The organism is Pseudomonas faucium (assembly GCF_021602585.1).
Classification (GTDB): domain Bacteria; phylum Pseudomonadota; class Gammaproteobacteria; order Pseudomonadales; family Pseudomonadaceae; genus Aquipseudomonas; species Aquipseudomonas faucium.
Genome location: NZ_BQIP01000010.1, coordinates 42,149 through 57,834, shown reverse-complemented (window position 1 = coordinate 57,834; position 15,686 = coordinate 42,149). Strand labels below are relative to the sequence as shown.

Annotated in this window: 16 protein-coding genes; 11 read left to right on the top strand and 5 right to left on the bottom strand. The window is 65.0% G+C overall.

Annotated features, from left to right (window positions below; translation table 11 throughout):
* Positions 1 to 81 precede the first annotated feature (81 nt).
* Complete coding sequence (locus L6D75_RS13750) at positions 82 to 339, top strand: DUF2790 domain-containing protein (protein WP_176517830.1); 258 nt, start codon at positions 82 to 84, stop codon at positions 337 to 339.
* 66 nt (positions 340 to 405) lie between these two features.
* Here the strand turns inward: L6D75_RS13750 and L6D75_RS13745 are convergent, their stop codons facing one another.
* Positions 406 to 1,758 carry an aminotransferase-like domain-containing protein gene (locus tag L6D75_RS13745; RefSeq protein ID WP_176517829.1) on the bottom strand — a complete coding sequence of 451 codons (1,353 nt, stop codon included), beginning with the start codon at positions 1,756 to 1,758 and terminating at the stop codon, positions 406 to 408.
* 91 nt (positions 1,759 to 1,849) lie between these two features.
* On the opposite strand from L6D75_RS13745, the gene L6D75_RS13740 reads away from it, so the two are divergent.
* The 8 genes from L6D75_RS13740 (at position 1,850) to L6D75_RS13705 (ending at position 6,862) form a co-directional block, all read left to right on the top strand.
* The gene (locus L6D75_RS13740; RefSeq protein WP_176517828.1) at positions 1,850 to 2,815 is read left to right on the top strand and encodes a threonine dehydratase; all 966 of its coding nucleotides are present in this window, start codon (positions 1,850 to 1,852) and stop codon (positions 2,813 to 2,815) included.
* A gap of 47 nt (positions 2,816 to 2,862) precedes the next feature.
* Positions 2,863 to 3,117: a type II toxin-antitoxin system HicA family toxin gene (locus L6D75_RS13735; protein WP_176517827.1), complete on the top strand. Its 255-nt coding sequence runs from the start codon at positions 2,863 to 2,865 to the stop codon at positions 3,115 to 3,117.
* On the top strand, positions 3,114 to 3,446 hold the full coding sequence (locus L6D75_RS13730) for a type II toxin-antitoxin system HicB family antitoxin (protein ID WP_176517826.1): 333 nt from the start codon (positions 3,114 to 3,116) through the stop codon (positions 3,444 to 3,446). The genes L6D75_RS13735 and L6D75_RS13730 overlap by 4 nt, the downstream gene beginning before the upstream one ends.
* Positions 3,447 to 3,523: 77 nt before the next feature.
* Positions 3,524 to 4,168: a LysE family translocator gene (locus L6D75_RS13725; protein WP_176517825.1), complete on the top strand. Its 645-nt coding sequence runs from the start codon at positions 3,524 to 3,526 to the stop codon at positions 4,166 to 4,168.
* Between the two features lie 134 nt (positions 4,169 to 4,302).
* On the top strand, positions 4,303 to 4,728 hold the full coding sequence (locus L6D75_RS13720) for a YybH family protein (protein WP_176517824.1): 426 nt from the start codon (positions 4,303 to 4,305) through the stop codon (positions 4,726 to 4,728).
* A gap of 44 nt (positions 4,729 to 4,772) precedes the next feature.
* A complete protein-coding gene (locus L6D75_RS13715) occupies positions 4,773 to 5,117 on the top strand; it encodes a YciI family protein (protein ID WP_176517823.1) in 345 nt (114 codons plus the stop codon).
* Between the two features lie 21 nt (positions 5,118 to 5,138).
* The gene (locus L6D75_RS13710) at positions 5,139 to 5,624 is read left to right on the top strand and encodes an SRPBCC family protein (protein WP_176517822.1); all 486 of its coding nucleotides are present in this window, start codon (positions 5,139 to 5,141) and stop codon (positions 5,622 to 5,624) included.
* On the top strand, positions 5,624 to 6,862 hold the full coding sequence (locus L6D75_RS13705; protein ID WP_176517821.1) for an RNA polymerase sigma factor: 1,239 nt from the start codon (positions 5,624 to 5,626) through the stop codon (positions 6,860 to 6,862). The genes L6D75_RS13710 and L6D75_RS13705 overlap by 1 nt, the downstream gene beginning before the upstream one ends.
* A 101-nt stretch (positions 6,863 to 6,963) precedes the next feature.
* On the opposite strand, the gene L6D75_RS13700 is transcribed toward L6D75_RS13705, so the two are convergent.
* Both L6D75_RS13700 and L6D75_RS13695 read right to left on the bottom strand, forming a co-directional pair.
* Positions 6,964 to 7,434: a MaoC family dehydratase gene (locus L6D75_RS13700; protein ID WP_176517820.1), complete on the bottom strand. Its 471-nt coding sequence runs from the start codon at positions 7,432 to 7,434 to the stop codon at positions 6,964 to 6,966.
* A 33-nt stretch (positions 7,435 to 7,467) separates the two neighbouring features.
* Positions 7,468 to 8,412, bottom strand: coding sequence for an alpha/beta hydrolase (locus tag L6D75_RS13695; RefSeq protein ID WP_176517819.1), 945 nt, complete (start codon positions 8,410 to 8,412; stop codon positions 7,468 to 7,470).
* Positions 8,413 to 8,619: 207 nt separating this feature from the next.
* On the opposite strand from L6D75_RS13695, the gene fadD2 reads away from it, so the two are divergent.
* Positions 8,620 to 10,308 (top strand): long-chain-fatty-acid--CoA ligase FadD2, encoded by a 1,689-nt coding sequence (gene fadD2 / locus L6D75_RS13690; protein WP_176517818.1) that lies wholly within the window; start codon positions 8,620 to 8,622, stop codon positions 10,306 to 10,308.
* Positions 10,309 to 10,679: 371 nt separating this feature from the next.
* Positions 10,680 to 12,377, top strand: a complete 1,698-nt coding sequence (gene fadD1 / locus L6D75_RS13685; RefSeq protein ID WP_176517817.1) for a long-chain-fatty-acid--CoA ligase FadD1 — start codon at positions 10,680 to 10,682, stop codon at positions 12,375 to 12,377.
* Positions 12,378 to 12,503: 126 nt separating this feature from the next.
* On the opposite strand, the gene L6D75_RS13680 is transcribed toward fadD1, so the two are convergent.
* Together L6D75_RS13680 and L6D75_RS13675 are read right to left on the bottom strand one after the other, a co-directional pair.
* Positions 12,504 to 13,811, bottom strand: coding sequence for an NAD(P)/FAD-dependent oxidoreductase (locus L6D75_RS13680; RefSeq protein WP_176517816.1), 1,308 nt, complete (start codon positions 13,809 to 13,811; stop codon positions 12,504 to 12,506).
* Between the two features lie 30 nt (positions 13,812 to 13,841).
* Positions 13,842 to 15,206, bottom strand: a complete 1,365-nt coding sequence (locus L6D75_RS13675; protein ID WP_176517815.1) for a glutamine synthetase family protein — start codon at positions 15,204 to 15,206, stop codon at positions 13,842 to 13,844.
* Positions 15,207 to 15,686: the final 480 nt, after the last annotated feature.

The window sequence follows — 15,686 nt, the reverse complement described above, 5'->3', positions numbered from 1 at the left end:
GCAGTCGATGACAACTTCTCCGCGCCAATGACGGCATATGAAGTCAATCGATCAGCTTGATTGCTTTGAAGGCCCAACACCATGAAACCATTACTGATTCTTGCACTGGTCGGTATGTCCTCGCTCGCCCTGGCGGATGAGGCCAAGCCCGTCTCCAGCGAGCCTGTGGCCCAGCAGTATGACTATTCCATGAACCTGGACATCAAACGGGTGATCAACCTGTCGACCATCCCCAATGTCTGCGAAGTGGTGCCTGCGACCATGACCTATGAAGACCATCAAGGCCAAGTGCACACCATCCAGTACCGCGCCATGGGCGAAGGTTGCCAGCAGGGTTGATTGATTCGATCTGTAAAAGCTGACCCAATCCCCTTGTGGGAGCCGGCAAGCCGGCTCCCACAGCTTTCAATGTGGGGGGCCTGCCAATACCTGCCGCACCACTTCCAACCCCCGCTTCAACTCCGCCCGACTCTGCGCCGCCGACAGGCTGATGCGCACCGCCTGCACCTCGCTGGCACCAATGGCGAACACACTCGCCGGCACTACCTCCACCCCCTGCGCCCGGCACTGCGCCACGACCCTGTCAGCCCCCCGCGCAGCCGCCACCCACACATGCGGCGAAGGTTCGCTGGCGTTCTGCAGCGCCTCGCCCAACAGGCTGCGCGCCAGGCGCCAGCGCACGCCGACTTCCTCGCGCTGCCAGGCCAGGCGCCGCGCCGCAGTGCCGTCCTCGATCCACTGGCAAGCGACCTGCAGGTTCAACGGCGACACCGGCCAATGGCTGGCCCCGGCATGCGGGTCGACCTGCTCCAGCAGGCCAGGGCTTGCCACGATCCAGCCCAGGCGCAACCCCGCAGCCACTGTCTTGGACAGGCTGCTGATCAGCATGCCGCGCTCGCCCAGCAGCGGATACAGCGGCGCGTGCTCGCTGAGCGCGCCGTACACATCGTCCTCGATCACCAGCAGCCCCAGGCGCCGTGCCACCTCGGCGATGGCCTGGCGGCGTGCCTCGCCCATGCAGGCGCCGGTAGGGTTGTGCAGGGCAGGGGTGGTCACCAATACCCGCGCGCCGCTGGCCCGCGCTACCCGGTCCAGCTCCTGCGGCAGCAGGCCCTGGGCATCCAGCGCCACACCATGTACCGGCAGGCGCAGTTGCCGGCAGGCGGCCTTGATGCCGGGCGCGGTCAAGGCTTCGAGCAGCACCGGCTCGCCGGCCTGGCAAAACGACTGCAGCAGCAGGGTCAGGGCGTGCTGGGCGCCGCCGCAGAGCAGCAGCTGTTCCGCCGACAGCGCCAGCCCGCGGTTGCTCAGCCAGCGCGCGCCCTGCAGGCGGCCGAGCAGCAGTTGCTGCGGGCCCAGGTAATGGTCGAGCAGGTGCGTCTGGCCCTGGGCGAGCAAGGCCTGCAGGCTTGCCTCGAGGTCCTGGTTGGCTGGGTCGGCCACCGGCACGTTGGTCGACAGGTCGATCAGCGCGCCCAGGCTGTCGTGCCGCTTCAGGCGAAACAGCGTGGCTTCGCGGCTGCCGGCCAGCACATAGGTGCCGCGCCCGACCTCGCCCGCCACCAGGTGCCGGGCCGCTGCCTCGCGATAGGCCTGCTGGGTGGTGCTGGGGTTGAGCCCAAGCTTCCAGGCCAGGCGGCGTTGGGGCGGCAGGCGCTCACCGACCTTCAAAGCGCCCGTTTCGATGGCGCTGGCGATGGCATCGACCAGCGCCAGGTAGCGCGGCTGGCCGTCGTCGGCCAGTTCTGGCATCCACATGAAATTGCTACCCATGCAATATAAGGATTTACCCATACAATGCCCGGCGCCTAGGATCGGTTCAACCCCGTACCGATAAAGGATGACCGCCATGTTCGACCTTGCCGCCCTGCGTGAAGCCGCTGCATTCGTTCACCAGCACGTGCCTGCTACGCCCCAATACCGCTGGCCCCTGCTGGCCGATCGGCTGGGCTGCGAGGTGTGGGTCAAGCACGAGAACCATGCGCCCACCGGCGCGTTCAAGGTGCGTGGCGGCCTGGTCTACGTGCGCTCGCTGCTGGCCGCGGGCAAGCCGCCCCGCGGGCTGGTCACCGCCACCCGTGGCAACCACGGCCAGAGCATGGCCCTGGCCGCGCGCCAGGCGGGTGTGCCGCTGGTGATCGTGGTGCCCGAAGGCAACTCGAAAGAGAAGAACGCCGCCATGCGCGCACTTGGGGCCGAATTGGTGGAGTACGGGGTGGATTTCGATGTGGCCCGCGAGGAAGCTGCGCGGTTGGCGGAGGAGCGCGGCTATGCCATGGTGCCCTCGTTCCACCCGGAACTGGTGCGGGGTGTGGCCACCTATGCCCTGGAGCTGTTCGAAGCCGTGCAAGACCTTGATTGCGTCTACGTGCCGATTGGCATGGGCTCGGGCATCTGCGGGCTGATCCAGGCGCGCAACCTGCTGGGGCTGAACACCGAGATCGTGGGTGTTGTCTCCAGCGCAGCCGATGCCTACGCGCAGAGTTTCGAGCAAGGGCGCATCGTCACCACCCGCACCGCCGAGACCTTCGCCGATGGCATGGCCTGCCGGGTGCCGCACCCCGATGCCTTCGCCCTGGTTCGCCAGCATGCGGCGCGGATCGTGCGGGTTACCGACGGCGAGGTCGCCGAGGCCATGCGCCAGTACCACGAGGCGACCCATAACACCGCCGAAGGGGCGGGGGCTGCAGCGCTGGCGGCGTTGATGCAGGAGCGCGAGCGGCAACAGGGCAAGCGGGTGGCGGTGGTGCTGAGCGGGGCCAATGTGGACCGTGCGCGTTATGCGCAGGTGCTGGCGGCAGATGAAAAATCCTGAATGGATATTATGGAAAGAGTGCTATCTTATTTTGATAGCATCTTTCCATGAACACTCGATACCGAAAGATCCTCGATGCGATCCACCGGACGCCCACCACGACGTCACTGGCCTTTTCCGAGGTTGAAGCGCTCATTGTTCATCTCGGAGGGCAAGTGCACGAGCGGCAAGGCTCAAGGGTCAAGCTGACGCTTGGCGGGCAGTGCTGGAGATGCCATCGCCCTCATCCAGGCAAGGAAGCCAAGCGGTATCAGATCGAAGAGGCCCGCGAATTCTTGCTGCGGGCAGGAGTCAGCTTATGAGTTGCATGCGCTACAAGGGCTATGCCGCCCGTATCGAATACGATGACCGTGACGACATTTTTGTCGGCCGGGTGCTCGGCATGCGCGACATCATCAGTTTTCACGCAAGCTCTGTTCCCCAGTTGCATGAGGCTTTCCACCAGGCGCTGGAGGACTACCTGGCCGACTGCGCCGAGCAGGGCATCACCCCTGAAAAGCCTGCATCAGGCAAGGTCATGCTGCGTATCCGTCCGGAAGTGCATGCGGCCGCCAGCATCGCCGCGCGTGCTGCTGGCAAAAGCCTGAATCAGTGGGCGGACGAGGTGTTCGAGCAGGCCGCCTTCGCCTGACCGAACACCTCGCTTCCCATGCAATGTTCACTCGTGGCAGGCTCTACCGCGCGTCATTGGCCAGCCACGAGTACTCAATGCCTTTCTCCAACGGTTTTCTCCTCAGCCTGTCGTTGTGCCTCGATATTGGTATCGCCAACATCGCCATGATTACCCTGGCCATGCAGCGCGGCTTCCTCCAGGGCTTCTGGCTCGGCCTGGGCACCTGCGTCGGTGACCTGGTCTACGCCATCGCGGCGCTGGCCGGCATGACCGTGCTGTTGCAGTTCGAGAGCGTGCGCTGGACCTTGTGGCTGGGTGGCTCGGCGTTGCTGGTCTGGTTCGCGATCAAGATGCTGCTGGCGGCCTGGCGGGGTGGGCACATGCAGGCACGTGCCGAGGTGGTGGTGGAGTCGGGTTGGCGCGAGTTCTTGCGGGGCATCTTCCTGGCGATGTCATCGCCCAGCGCCATCTTGTGGTTCGCTGCGGTGGGTGGGGTTTTGATATCCCGCTCTGGCGGCGGCAGCTTGCTGGATGCGGGGTTGTTTCTGGGCGGCTTCTTCGCCGCCGGGCTGGTCTGGTGCATGAGCTTGTGCGGCATTGCCAGCCACGGCGGGCGTTTGCTGGGCGAGCGCTTGCTGACCTGGTCGTACCTCTTGTCAGCGGCCATTTTCTGCTACTTCGCGGTGTACGTGATCGTTTCGGGCTACCGTGAATTCATCCTCGCCAGCCCGGTGGTGTAGGCAGGCAGGTGGCGGTGCGCTGATCACCGCCCATCGACCGGCGATGCTCCCCTGTCGATTTCCCGACCCTGCGTTCGACCAGTGGTGAAGGCGGCGCGAACGCCACTGCCACTCACCATTTCGGAGAGAACCCGATGAACGCCCAAGCCGAAAGCGAAATTCGCCAACTGATCGAGCGCTGGATGCAGGCCGTGCGCGATCGCGACATCCCGGCCATCGTCGCCCCCTATGCCGACGACATCGTCGCCTTCGATGCCATCCAGGCGCTGCAATTCAAGGGCAAGGCCGTGTACCAGGCGCATTGGGAAATGTGCATGAACCTGTGCACCGGCCCCATGGTGTTCGAACAGGCCGAGCTCACTGTTCACGCCGAAGGCGACCTGGCCCTGGCCCACTGGCTCAACCGTTGCGGCCCGTCGGACGACGAAAGCCAGTGCGGCTTCATGCGCGCCACCGTGGGCTATCGCAAATCAGGCGGGCAGTGGCAGGTGATCCACGAACACTGGTCGGCACCGTTCGACATGCAAACACAGAAAGCACTGTTCGATCTCAAGCCCTGATCCGCTATCGCCAAACGCACTTTGCCAATGCCCTGGAGACGACCATGAAATACCTGTGCCTGGTCTATTGTGACGAAGGGCTGCTGCACAGCCTGCCCGACAGCCCGGAAGACGCCGAATGCATGGCCTACGCCGAAAGCCTGCAGGGCTCCGGGCGCATGCTCGCAGCCGAGGCGCTCAAGCCTGTGCAGACCGCCACCACGGTGCGCCTGCGCGCCGGGCACATGAGCCTGACCGACGGCCCGTTCGCCGAAACCAAGGAACAACTGGCCGGCTTTTACCTGGTCGATGCCCGCGACCTCAACGAGGCCATCAACATCGCCAAGGGCATCCCCGCCGCACGGGTCGGCAGCGTTGAAGTGAGGCCAGTGCGCGACCTGCAACCCTGACAGCCACGGAGAACCACCAGCATGAGCCTCGCCCAACCTGCGCAAGCGCAGCACGAATTGTCCATCAGCCGCCTGATCGATGCCCCGCCCGCCAAGGTGTTCCGCGCCTGGACCGAGCCCGAATGGCTGATGCAGTGGTGGGGGCCGCACGGCATGACCACGCCGCAATGCGAGATGCAGCTGTGGGTCGGTGGCCTGCTGCGGACCTTGATGCGCGCGCCGGATGGCACCGAGTACCCGACCCAGGGCGTGTTCCTGGAAATTGCGGCGCCGCGCCGGCTGGTGTTCACCGACGCCTTCGGCCCAGGTTGGGTGCCCTCGGACAAAGCCTTCATGACGGCGGTCATCACCTTTGACGAGGAGCACGGCAAAACCCGCTACACCGCCCGTGCCTGGCACTGGAACGCCGCCGACAGCCGTGCCCACGAGGAAATGGGCTTCCACCAGGGCTGGGGAGAAAGCCTGGACCGCCTGGTGGAGGTGGTGACCCAGCGGATGCCGGACTGATGGTGCAGGAACGCGCCGTGCGCGCCGAGGTCGAGGCGGTGTACCGGCGCGACTCGCGGCGCATCCTGGCGACGCTGATCCGCTTGCTGGGCGATTTCGACCTGGCCGAGGAGGCGATGCACGATGCCTTTTTCATCGCGGTGGAGCGCTGGCAGCGCGACGGTATCCCGGCCAACCCGCGTGCCTGGCTGGTGTCGACCGGCCGCTTCAAGGCCATCGACGCCCTGCGCCGGCGCGCCCGTTTCGACCGCTCCCAGGCAGACCTGATCATGCTCATCGAAGGCCAGCAACCCGACCCCAGCGAGGAAGAACTGCTCGCCGACGACCGCCTGCGGCTGATCTTCACCTGCTGCCACCCGGCCCTGGCCGCCGATGCCCAGGTGCCTCTGACCCTGCGCGAGGTGTGCGACCTGACCACCGAGCAGATCGCCCGGGCGTTCCTGCAGAGCCCGGCGACCATCGCCCAGCGCATCGTGCGCGCCAAGGCCAAGATCCGCGATGCGCGCATTCCTTACCAGGTGCCGGAAATGCACGAGCTGGCGCCACGCCTGGAGAGCGTGCTGCGGGTGATCTACCTGGTGTTCAACGAGGGCTATTCGGCGTCGTCCGGCGAACAGGTGCTGCAGCAGGCGCTGAGCGACGAGGCGATTCGCCTGGGGCGTTTGCTGGTGCAACTGTTGCCCGACCCGGAAGCCGTCGGCCTGCTGGCGCTGATGCTGCTGCAGGCATCGCGACAGCGGGCGCGCAGCGATGCCGAAGGCAACCTGGTGCTGCTCGACCAGCAGGACCGCAGCCTGTGGAACCACGAGCAGATCAGCGAAGGTTGCGAGCTGGTGCGCCTGGCGCTGGGCAGTCGGGCGTTCGGTGCCTACACCGTGCAGGCGGCGATCGCTGCAGTGCATGCCGAAGCCCAGAGCGCAGAGGCGACGGACTGGGCCGAGATCGTCGGGCTGTACGATGTACTGCAGCGGCACTGGCCTTCACCGGTGGTGGCGCTCAACCGGGCGGTGGCGCTGGCCAAGCGGGATGGGCCACGGGCGGGGCTGCGGGAAGTGGAGGCGATTCTGCAGGCTGGGGAGCTGAGCGACTATCACCTGGCGCATGCGGCGCGGGCCGAGCTGCATCAGCAGCTGGGTAATGTCGAGCAGGCGCGGGCGGCCTGGCGGCGGGCGCTGGCGTTGACCCGGCAGGGGCCCGAGCGGCGGCATATCGAGCAGCGCTTGCAGGCGCTGGAGTGAGGTGGCAGTCACCGCCCTAGCGCCGGCAAGCCGGCTCCCACAGGTACACCACTGAAAGTGGCAACTGTGGTCTCTCTGTGGGGGCGGGCAGACTGAAGCAATCAGCTAGCGACGAAGTTCGGCGGCGACACCAGCTCGACGGTCTGCTGCTTGCGCGGCGCCAGGATCTCGGCCTCGCCCTCGACTACCAGCTCATCATTCTGGTTGTACACGTTGGTGGCGATGCGCACCTTGAACTTGGGCAGCTTCTCGAGGATTTCCAGGCGCACGGTCAGGGTGTCACCGATTTTCACCGGCTTCTGGAAGCTCATCTTCTGGCCCAGGTAGATGGTGCCAGGGCCAGGCAGGGTGCAGGCCACTGCGGCGCTGATCAGCGCGCCGCTGAACATGCCATGGGCGATGCGCTCGCGGAACATGCTCTTGGCCGCGAACTCGGCGTCCAGGTGCACCGGGTTGTGGTCACCGGACATGGCGGCGAACAGCTGGATGTCGCGCTCTTGCACGGACTTTTCGTAACTGGCCGTCTGGCCCACTTCAAGAGCTTCGTAAGGCGTGTTGGTGACCTGGGTCATTGGCGTTTCCTTGGTGGACGGACGAGGCCGCTATCATTCACTGCGGGCAGGGCGGCCAAGGGCCAGCGCCTGCTCCAGCCAGGCGAGGATATCGGCGGTGACCTCGTCTCGGTTGAGTTCATTGAGCACTTCGTGCCGCGCCTGAGGATAGACGCGCAGCTGTACATGTCGATTGCCCGTCGCGCGCAGGGCGTCGGCCAGATGGGTGAGACGCTTGCCGGCACTCACCGGATCACATTCACCGCCCATCACCAGCAACGGCAGGTTCGGGTCGATCTGCGCCAGGTTGCGAGGCTGGCTGATCTGCGCCAGGCCCTGGAGCAGGTCCAGCCACAGCTGGTTGCTGCAGCGAAAGCCGCACAAGGGGTCGGCAACGTACAGGTCGACCTCGGCCGGGTCGCGGCTGAGCCAGTCGAACGCCGTGCGGTTGGGCTTGAAGGCTTTGTTGAAGGAGCCGAACGACAGCCAGTCGATCAGCGCGCTCTTGCCCGTCGGGCCCTGGCGCCAGGCCTCCAGGCGGGCGATCAGGCGCGCCGCGCGGTACAGCGCCGGCGGCTGCAGGTTCGAGCCGCTGAGGATGGCCCCGTGCACGCTGCCACTGTGGTGCATCAGGTAGGCCTGGGCGATGTAGCTGCCCATGCTGTGGCCGAACAGGATCAGCGGGGTGCAGGGAAACTGCTGGCCGATGTGCTGGGCCAGCAGGCCGAGGTCGTTGACCACGGCATTCCAGCCATGATGCCGGGCGAACAGGCCGAGGCTGCCCAGCTCGGCGGTGCGCCCGTGGCCGCGCAGGTCGGCGGCCACCAGCGCGTAGCCGGCGTCGCTCAAGGCGTGCCCCAGGCGCTGGTAGCGCCCGGCGTGCTCGGCCATGCCGTGCGCCAGCAGCACCACGGCTTTCACCGGCGTGGCCGGCAGCCATTGGTGCACGTACAGGCTGCAGTGCTCGCTGGCAGGCAGCCAGAAGGCGTCATGGGGCATGGCGATTCCTTTGCGCAGGGGTACCCGCACAGTGTATGCGCAACCCCACCGATTGCAGGAAGGGCACAAATAAGATTCACAATGTTAATGGCGGCACTTGGCGTATATGCCACCTTGGGCTTACCTGCTAACGTCGGTTGAACGCCTTTTGCCTTCAGGCAAACAGGAAAAGGGAACATGCAGGTCAAGGCAGAGGAACAACAATAAATGCAAGCCGACTTCTGGAATGACAAGCGCCCGGCGGGCGTACCTTCCACCATCGACATCCATGCGTACACCTCGGTGGTCGAGGTGTTCGAGCGCTCCTGCAAGCGCTTCGCCGATCGCCCGGCATTCAGCAACCTGGGCGTGACCCTGACCTACGCCGAACTCGAGCGCTACTCCGCGGCCTTCGCCGCCTGGCTGCAGCAGCACACCGACCTGGTGCCGGGCGACCGCATCGCGGTGCAGATGCCCAACGTCCTGCAGTACCCGATCGCGGTGTTCGGCGCCTTGCGTGCCGGGCTGGTCGTGGTCAACACCAACCCGCTGTACACCGAGCGCGAGATGCGTCACCAGTTCAAGGATGCCGGCGCCCGCGCGCTGGTGTATCTGAACATGTTCGGCAAGCGCGTGCAGGAGGTGCTGCCCGATACCGGCATCGAGTACCTGATCGAGGCCAAGATGGGCGACCTGCTGCCGGCGGCCAAGGGTTGGCTGGTCAATACCGTGGTCGACAAGGTGAAGAAGATGGTCCCGGCCTACGCCTTGCCGCAGGCGGTGTCCTTCAAGCAGGTGTTGCGCCAGGGCCGCAGCCAGGCGCACAAGCCGGTGCCGCTGAACCTCGACGACATCGCCGTGCTGCAATACACCGGCGGCACCACCGGCCTGGCCAAGGGGGCCATGCTCAGCCACGGCAACCTGGTGGCGAACATGCTCCAGGTGCTGGCCTGCTTCTCCCAGCACGGCCCGGACGGGCAGAAGCTGATCAAGGACGGCCAGGAGGTGATGATCGCGCCGCTGCCGCTGTACCACATCTATGCCTTTACCGCGAACTGCATGTGCATGATGGTCACCGGCAACCACAACGTGCTGATCACCAACCCGCGCGATATCCCAGGCTTCATCAAGGAGCTGGGCAAATGGCGCTTCTCGGCCTTGCTTGGGTTGAACACCCTTTTCGTTGCCCTGATGGACCACCCAGGGTTCCGCCAGCTGGACTTCTCCGCGCTCAAGGTCACCAACTCCGGTGGCACCGCGCTGGTCAAGGCCACCGCCGAACGCTGGGAAAGCCTCACCGGTTGCCGCATCGTCGAAGGCTACGGCCTGACCGAGACTTCGCCGGTGGCCAGCACCAACCCCTATGGCAAGCTGGCTCGCCTGGGCACGGTCGGTATTCCGGTGGCGGGCACCGCATTCAAGGTCATCGATGACGAGGGCAACGAGTTGGCGTTGGGCGAGCGCGGCGAGTTGTGCATCCAGGGCCCGCAGGTGATGAAGGGGTACTGGAAGCAGCCCGAGGCCACGGCCCAGTCGCTCGATGCCGAAGGCTGGTTCAAGACTGGCGACATCGCGGTGATCGACCCGGACGGCTTCACCCGCATCGTCGACCGCAAGAAGGACATGATCATCGTGTCGGGCTTCAACGTGTACCCCAACGAGATCGAGGACGTGATCATGGGCCACCCGCAGGTAGCCAACTGCGCGGCCATCGGTGTGCCCGACGAGCGTTCCGGCGAGGCGGTGAAGCTGTTCGTGGTGGCGCGGGAGGGAGGGCTCGACGTGGACGAGCTCAAGGCCTATTGCAAGGCCAACTTCACCGGCTACAAGGTGCCCAAGCACATTGTGCTGCGCGAGTCGTTGCCGATGACGCCGGTGGGCAAGATTCTGCGGCGCGAGTTGCGTGACATCGCTTGATTGATCCGTGGCCCCATCGCCGGCAAGCCGGCTCCCACAAGTAAGGCGCAACCTTGAGTTTTGCGCAGGCCCCTTGTGGGAGCCGGCTTGCCGGCGATGGGGCCAAAGCCGCTCTAGAATGCCGCTTGCCGTCTGAAATTCTCTTAGATTTGCGACATTTTGGCTAAATACTCTAAAAATGACTTGTATCGTTCATTGAGTCATTTTTGTGACCGTTAGGCCCTGTTTGGCCCCTAGGCGACCCCAAACAAAGCTGTTACTCTCGGCCCGCTTTCAGATGTTTCGGTTTGCAATGAACCGCCATCACATATCAATAATAAACGCATCGACGCGTGAATCGAACTTCGCTGTTGCTGAAGGAGTGGGCTTCCATGATCGAACATTTTTGGAAGGATAAATACCCAGCCGGGATTACGGCGGAAATCAATCCTGACGAATTCCCCAATATCCAGGCGGTACTCAAGCAATCCTGCCAACGCTTTGCCGACAAACCGGCCTTTAGCAACCTGGGCAAGACCATCACCTACGGCGAGTTGTATGCGCTGTCCGGCGCCTTCGCGGCCTGGCTGCAGCAGCACACCGACCTCAAGCCGGGTGATCGCATTGCCGTGCAACTGCCCAATGTCCTGCAGTACCCGGTAGCGGTCTTCGGCGCCATGCGCGCCGGCTTGATCGTGGTCAACACCAACCCGCTGTACACCACGCGGGAGATGGAGCACCAGTTCAACGACTCCGGCGCCAAGGCCCTGGTGTGCCTGGCCAACATGGCCCACCTGGCCGAAAAAGTGGTGCCCAAGACCCAGGTCAAGCACGTCATCGTCACCGAAGTGGCCGACCTGTTGCCGCCGATCAAGCGCCTGCTGATCAACAGCGTCATCAAGTACGTGAAGAAGATGGTACCGGCCTATAACCTGCCGCGTGCCGTGCGTTTCAACGACACCCTGGCGCTGGGCAAGGGCCAGCCGGTCAGTGAAGCCAACCCGCAGCCCAACGACGTGGCGGTGTTGCAATACACCGGCGGTACCACCGGCGTGGCCAAGGGCGCGATGCTGACCCACCGCAACCTGGTCGCCAACATGCTGCAGTGCCGGGCGCTGATGGGCTCGAACCTGCAAGAAGGCTGCGAGATCCTCATCACCCCGCTGCCGCTGTACCACATCTATGCCTTTACCTTCCATTGCATGGCCATGATGCTGATCGGCAACCACAACGTGCTGATCAGCAACCCGCGCGACCTGCCAGCGATGGTGAAGGAGCTGGGCAAGTGGAAGTTCAGCGGTTTCGTCGGCCTCAACACCCTGTTCGTTGCCCTGTGCAACAACGAGGCATTCCGTGCGCTGGACTTCTCGGCGCTGAAAATCACCCTGTCCGGTGGCATGGCCCTGCAGTTGAGCGTGGCCGAGCGCTGGAAGACGGTCACCGGTTGCGCCATCTGCGAAGGCTACGGCATGACCGAGACCAGCCCGGTGGCGGCGGTCAACCCGGCCGAGGCCAACCAGGTCGGCACCATCGGCATCCCGGTACCATCGACCCTGTGCAAGGTCATCGACGACAACGGAAACGAACTGCCGTTGGGCGAAACCGGTGAGCTGTGCGTCAAGGGCCCGCAGGTGATGAAGGGTTACTGGCAGCGTGAAGACGCCACCGCCGAAATCCTCGACGCCGAGGGTTGGCTGAAGACCGGTGACATCGCCCTGATCCAGCCCGACGGCTACATGCGCATTGTCGATCGCAAGAAGGACATGATCCTGGTCTCGGGCTTCAACGTGTACCCCAACGAGCTCGAAGACGTGCTCGCGGGCCTGCCGGGCGTGCTGCAATGCGCGGCGATCGGCGTGCCGGACGAGAAGTCGGGTGAGGTGATCAAGGTGTTCATCGTGGTCAAGCCGGGCATGACCCTGACCAAGGAGCAGGTGATGGAGCACATGCGTGCCAACGTCACAGGCTACAAGGTGCCGCGATACATCGAGTTCCGCGATGCCTTGCCAACCACCAACGTGGGCAAGATCCTGCGTCGCGAACTGCGTGATGAAGAGCTGAAAAAGCAAGGGTTGAAGAAGATCGCCTGATCTTCCCGGCCTCGGCTGGCTTGACTGGCCTCATCGCCGGCAAGCCGGCTCCCACAGGTAGACCACAGTGCTTGAATCTGGTGGTTCTCCGCGGGAGCCGGCTTGCCGGCGATGAGGCCGGTAAGATCAGCGCAATTTCTCAAGCATCTGGTAGTACCACATCCCCGCCGCCAACAGCGGATTGCCCAGCAGATCCCCCATCGGCACCTTGATGTGCTTGCACTCGGCAAAGGTATCGAACTTCTCCAGCGTCCCGGTCAGCGCCTCGGCCATGATCTCGCCCATGATGTGGCTGGTGGCGATGCCATGCCCCGAGTAGCCCTGGCAGTACCAGACGTTGTCCGACAGCTTGCCCAGTTGCGGAATGCGGTTGACCACGATGCCCATCGCGCAACTCCACTGGAACTCGATCGGCACGCCCTTGAGCGCCGGGAAGGTGCGCTCGATGCACGGGCGCAGCTCGCCTTCGATATCCCGTGAATCCTTGCCCGAGTAGTTGGCGCCGCCGCCGAACAGCAGGCGCTTGTCCGCTGTCAGGCGGTAGTAGTCGAGCACGAAGCGGCAGTCGTACACCGCCAGGTCCTGCGGGTTGATCTGCTCGGCCAGCTCACCCAGCGGCGCCGTGGTGACGATGCCGCCCATGGCCGGGAAGATCTTGCCCTTGAGCTGGCGCTTTTCCAGCTTGTGGTAGACGTCGCCGGCCAGCATCACCTGGCGCGCCTCGACCCGCCCATGGGCGGTGACGACGGCTGGGCGTGGGCCATGGACGATGTCCAGCACCTCGGAGTTCTCGAAGATCAGCGCCCCCAGGCTGTGGGCCGCGCGCGCTTCGCCCAGGCACAGGTTGAGCGGGTGCAGGTGCAGGTTGCGCATGTTCTTCAGCGCGCCCAGGTACAGCGGGCTCTGCAGGTGCTGGGCCACGGCATTGCGGTCGAGCAGTTGCACCTGGTCGCCCATGCCGCGGCGCTCGGCCTCGGCCTGGAAACCGCGCAGCTCATCCATGTGGGCGGGCTTCATGGCCGCGTGCAGGTGGCCGCGCTTGAGGTCGCAGTCGATGCCATAGCGCTCGACCCGCTGCTCGATCAGCTGATGCCCGCGCCAGCGCAGGTGCCAGATGAAGTCATCGACATCGTTGCCCAGGCGCTGGCGCATCTGCGTGCGCATGGCCTCGTCGCCCGACAGGCTGCCCGTGACCTGCCCGCCATTGCGCCCGCTGGCGCCCCAGCCGATGCGGTTGGTTTCCACCACGGCGACCTTCAGGCCACGCTCGGCCAGCTCCACGGCAGTGGCCACGCCGGTGAAGCCGCCGCCGATGATGGCCACGTCGACCTGCACCGTTCCCTTGAGCTGGGGGTACTCGGTGTGGTCGTTGAGCGAGGCGCTGTAATAGGACGGCGCGCGCTGGGCCGGGCCGTTGTTGAGTGCTGCGTTCATGGGTATTCCTTGTTCTGAATAGGGTAGGGCTCAGGCCTGGTGCAGGTACCAGCGCCAGTCCTGTTCGCTGACTTCGGCCATGAACTGGCGGTACTCGGCACGCTTGACCTTCAGGTACACGCCGAGGAAGGCCTCGCCGAGCGCTTCGCGCGCCCACTCGGAACGCTCCAGCGCGTCGAGGGCGGTCAGCCAGTCGGTGGGCAGGTGCTCGGTGGCCTGGGCGTAGCCGTTGCCTTCCACCGGGGCACCCGGGTCGAGCTGCTCGCGGATGCCGCGGTGGCTGGCGGCGAGAATGGCTGCCGCCGCCAGGTAAGGGTTGGCGTCGGCGCCGCAGATGCGGTGCTCCACGTGGCGGCTGTTGGCCGGCCCGCCGGGCACGCGCAGGCTCACGGTGCGGTTGTCGACGCCCCAGGTCGGCGCCAGCGGCGCGTAGCTGTTGGCCTGGAAGCGGCGGAACGAGTTGGCGTTGGGGCAGAACAGCAGCAACGAATCGCGCAGGTGGCGCAGCATGCCGGCCACCGCCTGGCGCAGCAGCGGGGTGCCGGCCTTGTCGTCGCTGGCGAACAGGTTGTTGCCTTCACTGTCGGCCAGGCTCAGGTGCATGTGCATGCCGGTGCCGGCCAGTTGGGCGAAGGGCTTGGCCATGAAGCAGGCTTGCATGCCATGGGCATGGGCCACGCCCTTGACCAGGCGTTTGTAGCGCACGGCCTGGTCCATGGCCTCCAGGGCATCGCCATGTTCCAGGGTGATTTCCACCTGGCCCGGGGCGTATTCGGAAATCGCCGTGCGCGCCGGGATGCCTTGGGCTTTGCAGGCGGCGTAGAGGTCGGCGAGGAACGGCTCGATCTGCTCCAGCTCGCGCAGGCCATAGACCTGGGTGCTGCGCGGGCGCCCGCCGTCGTTGTCCAGCGCCGGTTGCGGGCGGCCCTGGGCATCGCGTTTCTGGTCGAGCAGGTAGAACTCCAGCTCGCAGGCCATCACCGGGTGGTAGCCGTCGGCCTTCAGGGCTTGGACGGTGCGCAGCAAGACGTGGCGCGGGTCGGCGACGCTGGCCGGCATGCCCTCGGTGGGGTGCATGCTGACCTGCACCGCGGCGGTGGGCACCCGGCGCCAGGGCAGGCGTACCAGGCTGCCGTCCAGCGGGTAGGCGCGGCAATCGATATCGCCCACGTCCCAGACCAGGCCTGAGTTTTCCACGTCATCGCCATTGAGGGTCAGGCCCAGGATGGTGCTGGGCAACGGGCGGCCGCTCTGATACACGGCCAGCAGTTCCTCGCGGTGCAGCAGCTTGCCGCGGGGTACGCCGTTGGCGTCGAGGATGAACAGTTCGAACAGCTCGATATCCGGGTTGTCGGCGAGAAAACGGCGGGCTTGCTCTACAGGTGCAAAGTGCATGATGGATTCGCTCGTGGGCACACAGGACCGCCGCTTGGCTGCGGTCCAGCTGAGTCAATCGGCCGAAGGGTGGCCGGGTATGTTCAGAGAGGCGAGAGCGAAGTGTCCGGTGGGCGGGCGTGACGGCAGTGCCACAGGGCCCAGAAGGCGAGGATCACATGGACCAGCGGATTTTCGCCGGCGCAGGTCCTGGCCTTCGGTAGCGAAGGGCGGGACAGCGGCGGGGCGATGGTCGGTGCGGGGGTCATGCCTTTGATACTCACATGCGGCGTAATGTTGATTAAAGCAGTGAATGGCAACCTTCACATCGGGGTTCACTAAACATACAGGCAGCCTGCGCTGGCCCTATCGCCAGCAAGCTGGCTCCCACAGGTACAGCACAGAATCTAGAACCTGCGCTGCACCTGTGGGAGCCGGCTTGCCGGCGATAGGGCCCGTACAGCCAGCAATCAACCGGCAAATCTGCGACAATCGCGCATC

Bases quoted from the DNA above. Each gene is read 5' to 3' on its own strand.
- L6D75_RS13700 (WP_176517820.1), bottom strand. From the start codon at position 7,434: ATGACCCAGGTCACCAACACGCCTTACGAAGCTCTTGAAGTGGGCCAG.
- L6D75_RS13730 (WP_176517826.1), top strand. From the start codon at position 3,114: ATGAGTTGCATGCGCTACAAGGGCTATGCCGCCCGTATCGAATACGAT.
- L6D75_RS13710 (WP_176517822.1), top strand. From the start codon at position 5,139: ATGAGCCTCGCCCAACCTGCGCAAGCGCAGCACGAATTGTCCATCAGC.
- fadD2 (WP_176517818.1), top strand. From the start codon at position 8,620: ATGCAAGCCGACTTCTGGAATGACAAGCGCCCGGCGGGCGTACCTTCC.
- L6D75_RS13720 (WP_176517824.1), top strand. From the start codon at position 4,303: ATGAACGCCCAAGCCGAAAGCGAAATTCGCCAACTGATCGAGCGCTGG.
- L6D75_RS13750 (WP_176517830.1), top strand. From the start codon at position 82: ATGAAACCATTACTGATTCTTGCACTGGTCGGTATGTCCTCGCTCGCC.
- L6D75_RS13680 (WP_176517816.1), bottom strand. From the start codon at position 13,811: ATGAACGCAGCACTCAACAACGGCCCGGCCCAGCGCGCGCCGTCCTAT.
- L6D75_RS13675 (WP_176517815.1), bottom strand. From the start codon at position 15,206: ATGCACTTTGCACCTGTAGAGCAAGCCCGCCGTTTTCTCGCCGACAAC.
- L6D75_RS13705 (WP_176517821.1), top strand. From the start codon at position 5,624: ATGGTGCAGGAACGCGCCGTGCGCGCCGAGGTCGAGGCGGTGTACCGG.
- L6D75_RS13695 (WP_176517819.1), bottom strand. From the start codon at position 8,412: ATGCCCCATGACGCCTTCTGGCTGCCTGCCAGCGAGCACTGCAGCCTG.
- L6D75_RS13735 (WP_176517827.1), top strand. From the start codon at position 2,863: ATGAACACTCGATACCGAAAGATCCTCGATGCGATCCACCGGACGCCC.
- L6D75_RS13745 (WP_176517829.1), bottom strand. From the start codon at position 1,758: ATGTGGATGCCAGAACTGGCCGACGACGGCCAGCCGCGCTACCTGGCG.
- L6D75_RS13715 (WP_176517823.1), top strand. From the start codon at position 4,773: ATGAAATACCTGTGCCTGGTCTATTGTGACGAAGGGCTGCTGCACAGC.
- L6D75_RS13740 (WP_176517828.1), top strand. From the start codon at position 1,850: ATGTTCGACCTTGCCGCCCTGCGTGAAGCCGCTGCATTCGTTCACCAG.
- L6D75_RS13725 (WP_176517825.1), top strand. From the start codon at position 3,524: ATGCCTTTCTCCAACGGTTTTCTCCTCAGCCTGTCGTTGTGCCTCGAT.
- fadD1 (WP_176517817.1), top strand. From the start codon at position 10,680: ATGATCGAACATTTTTGGAAGGATAAATACCCAGCCGGGATTACGGCG.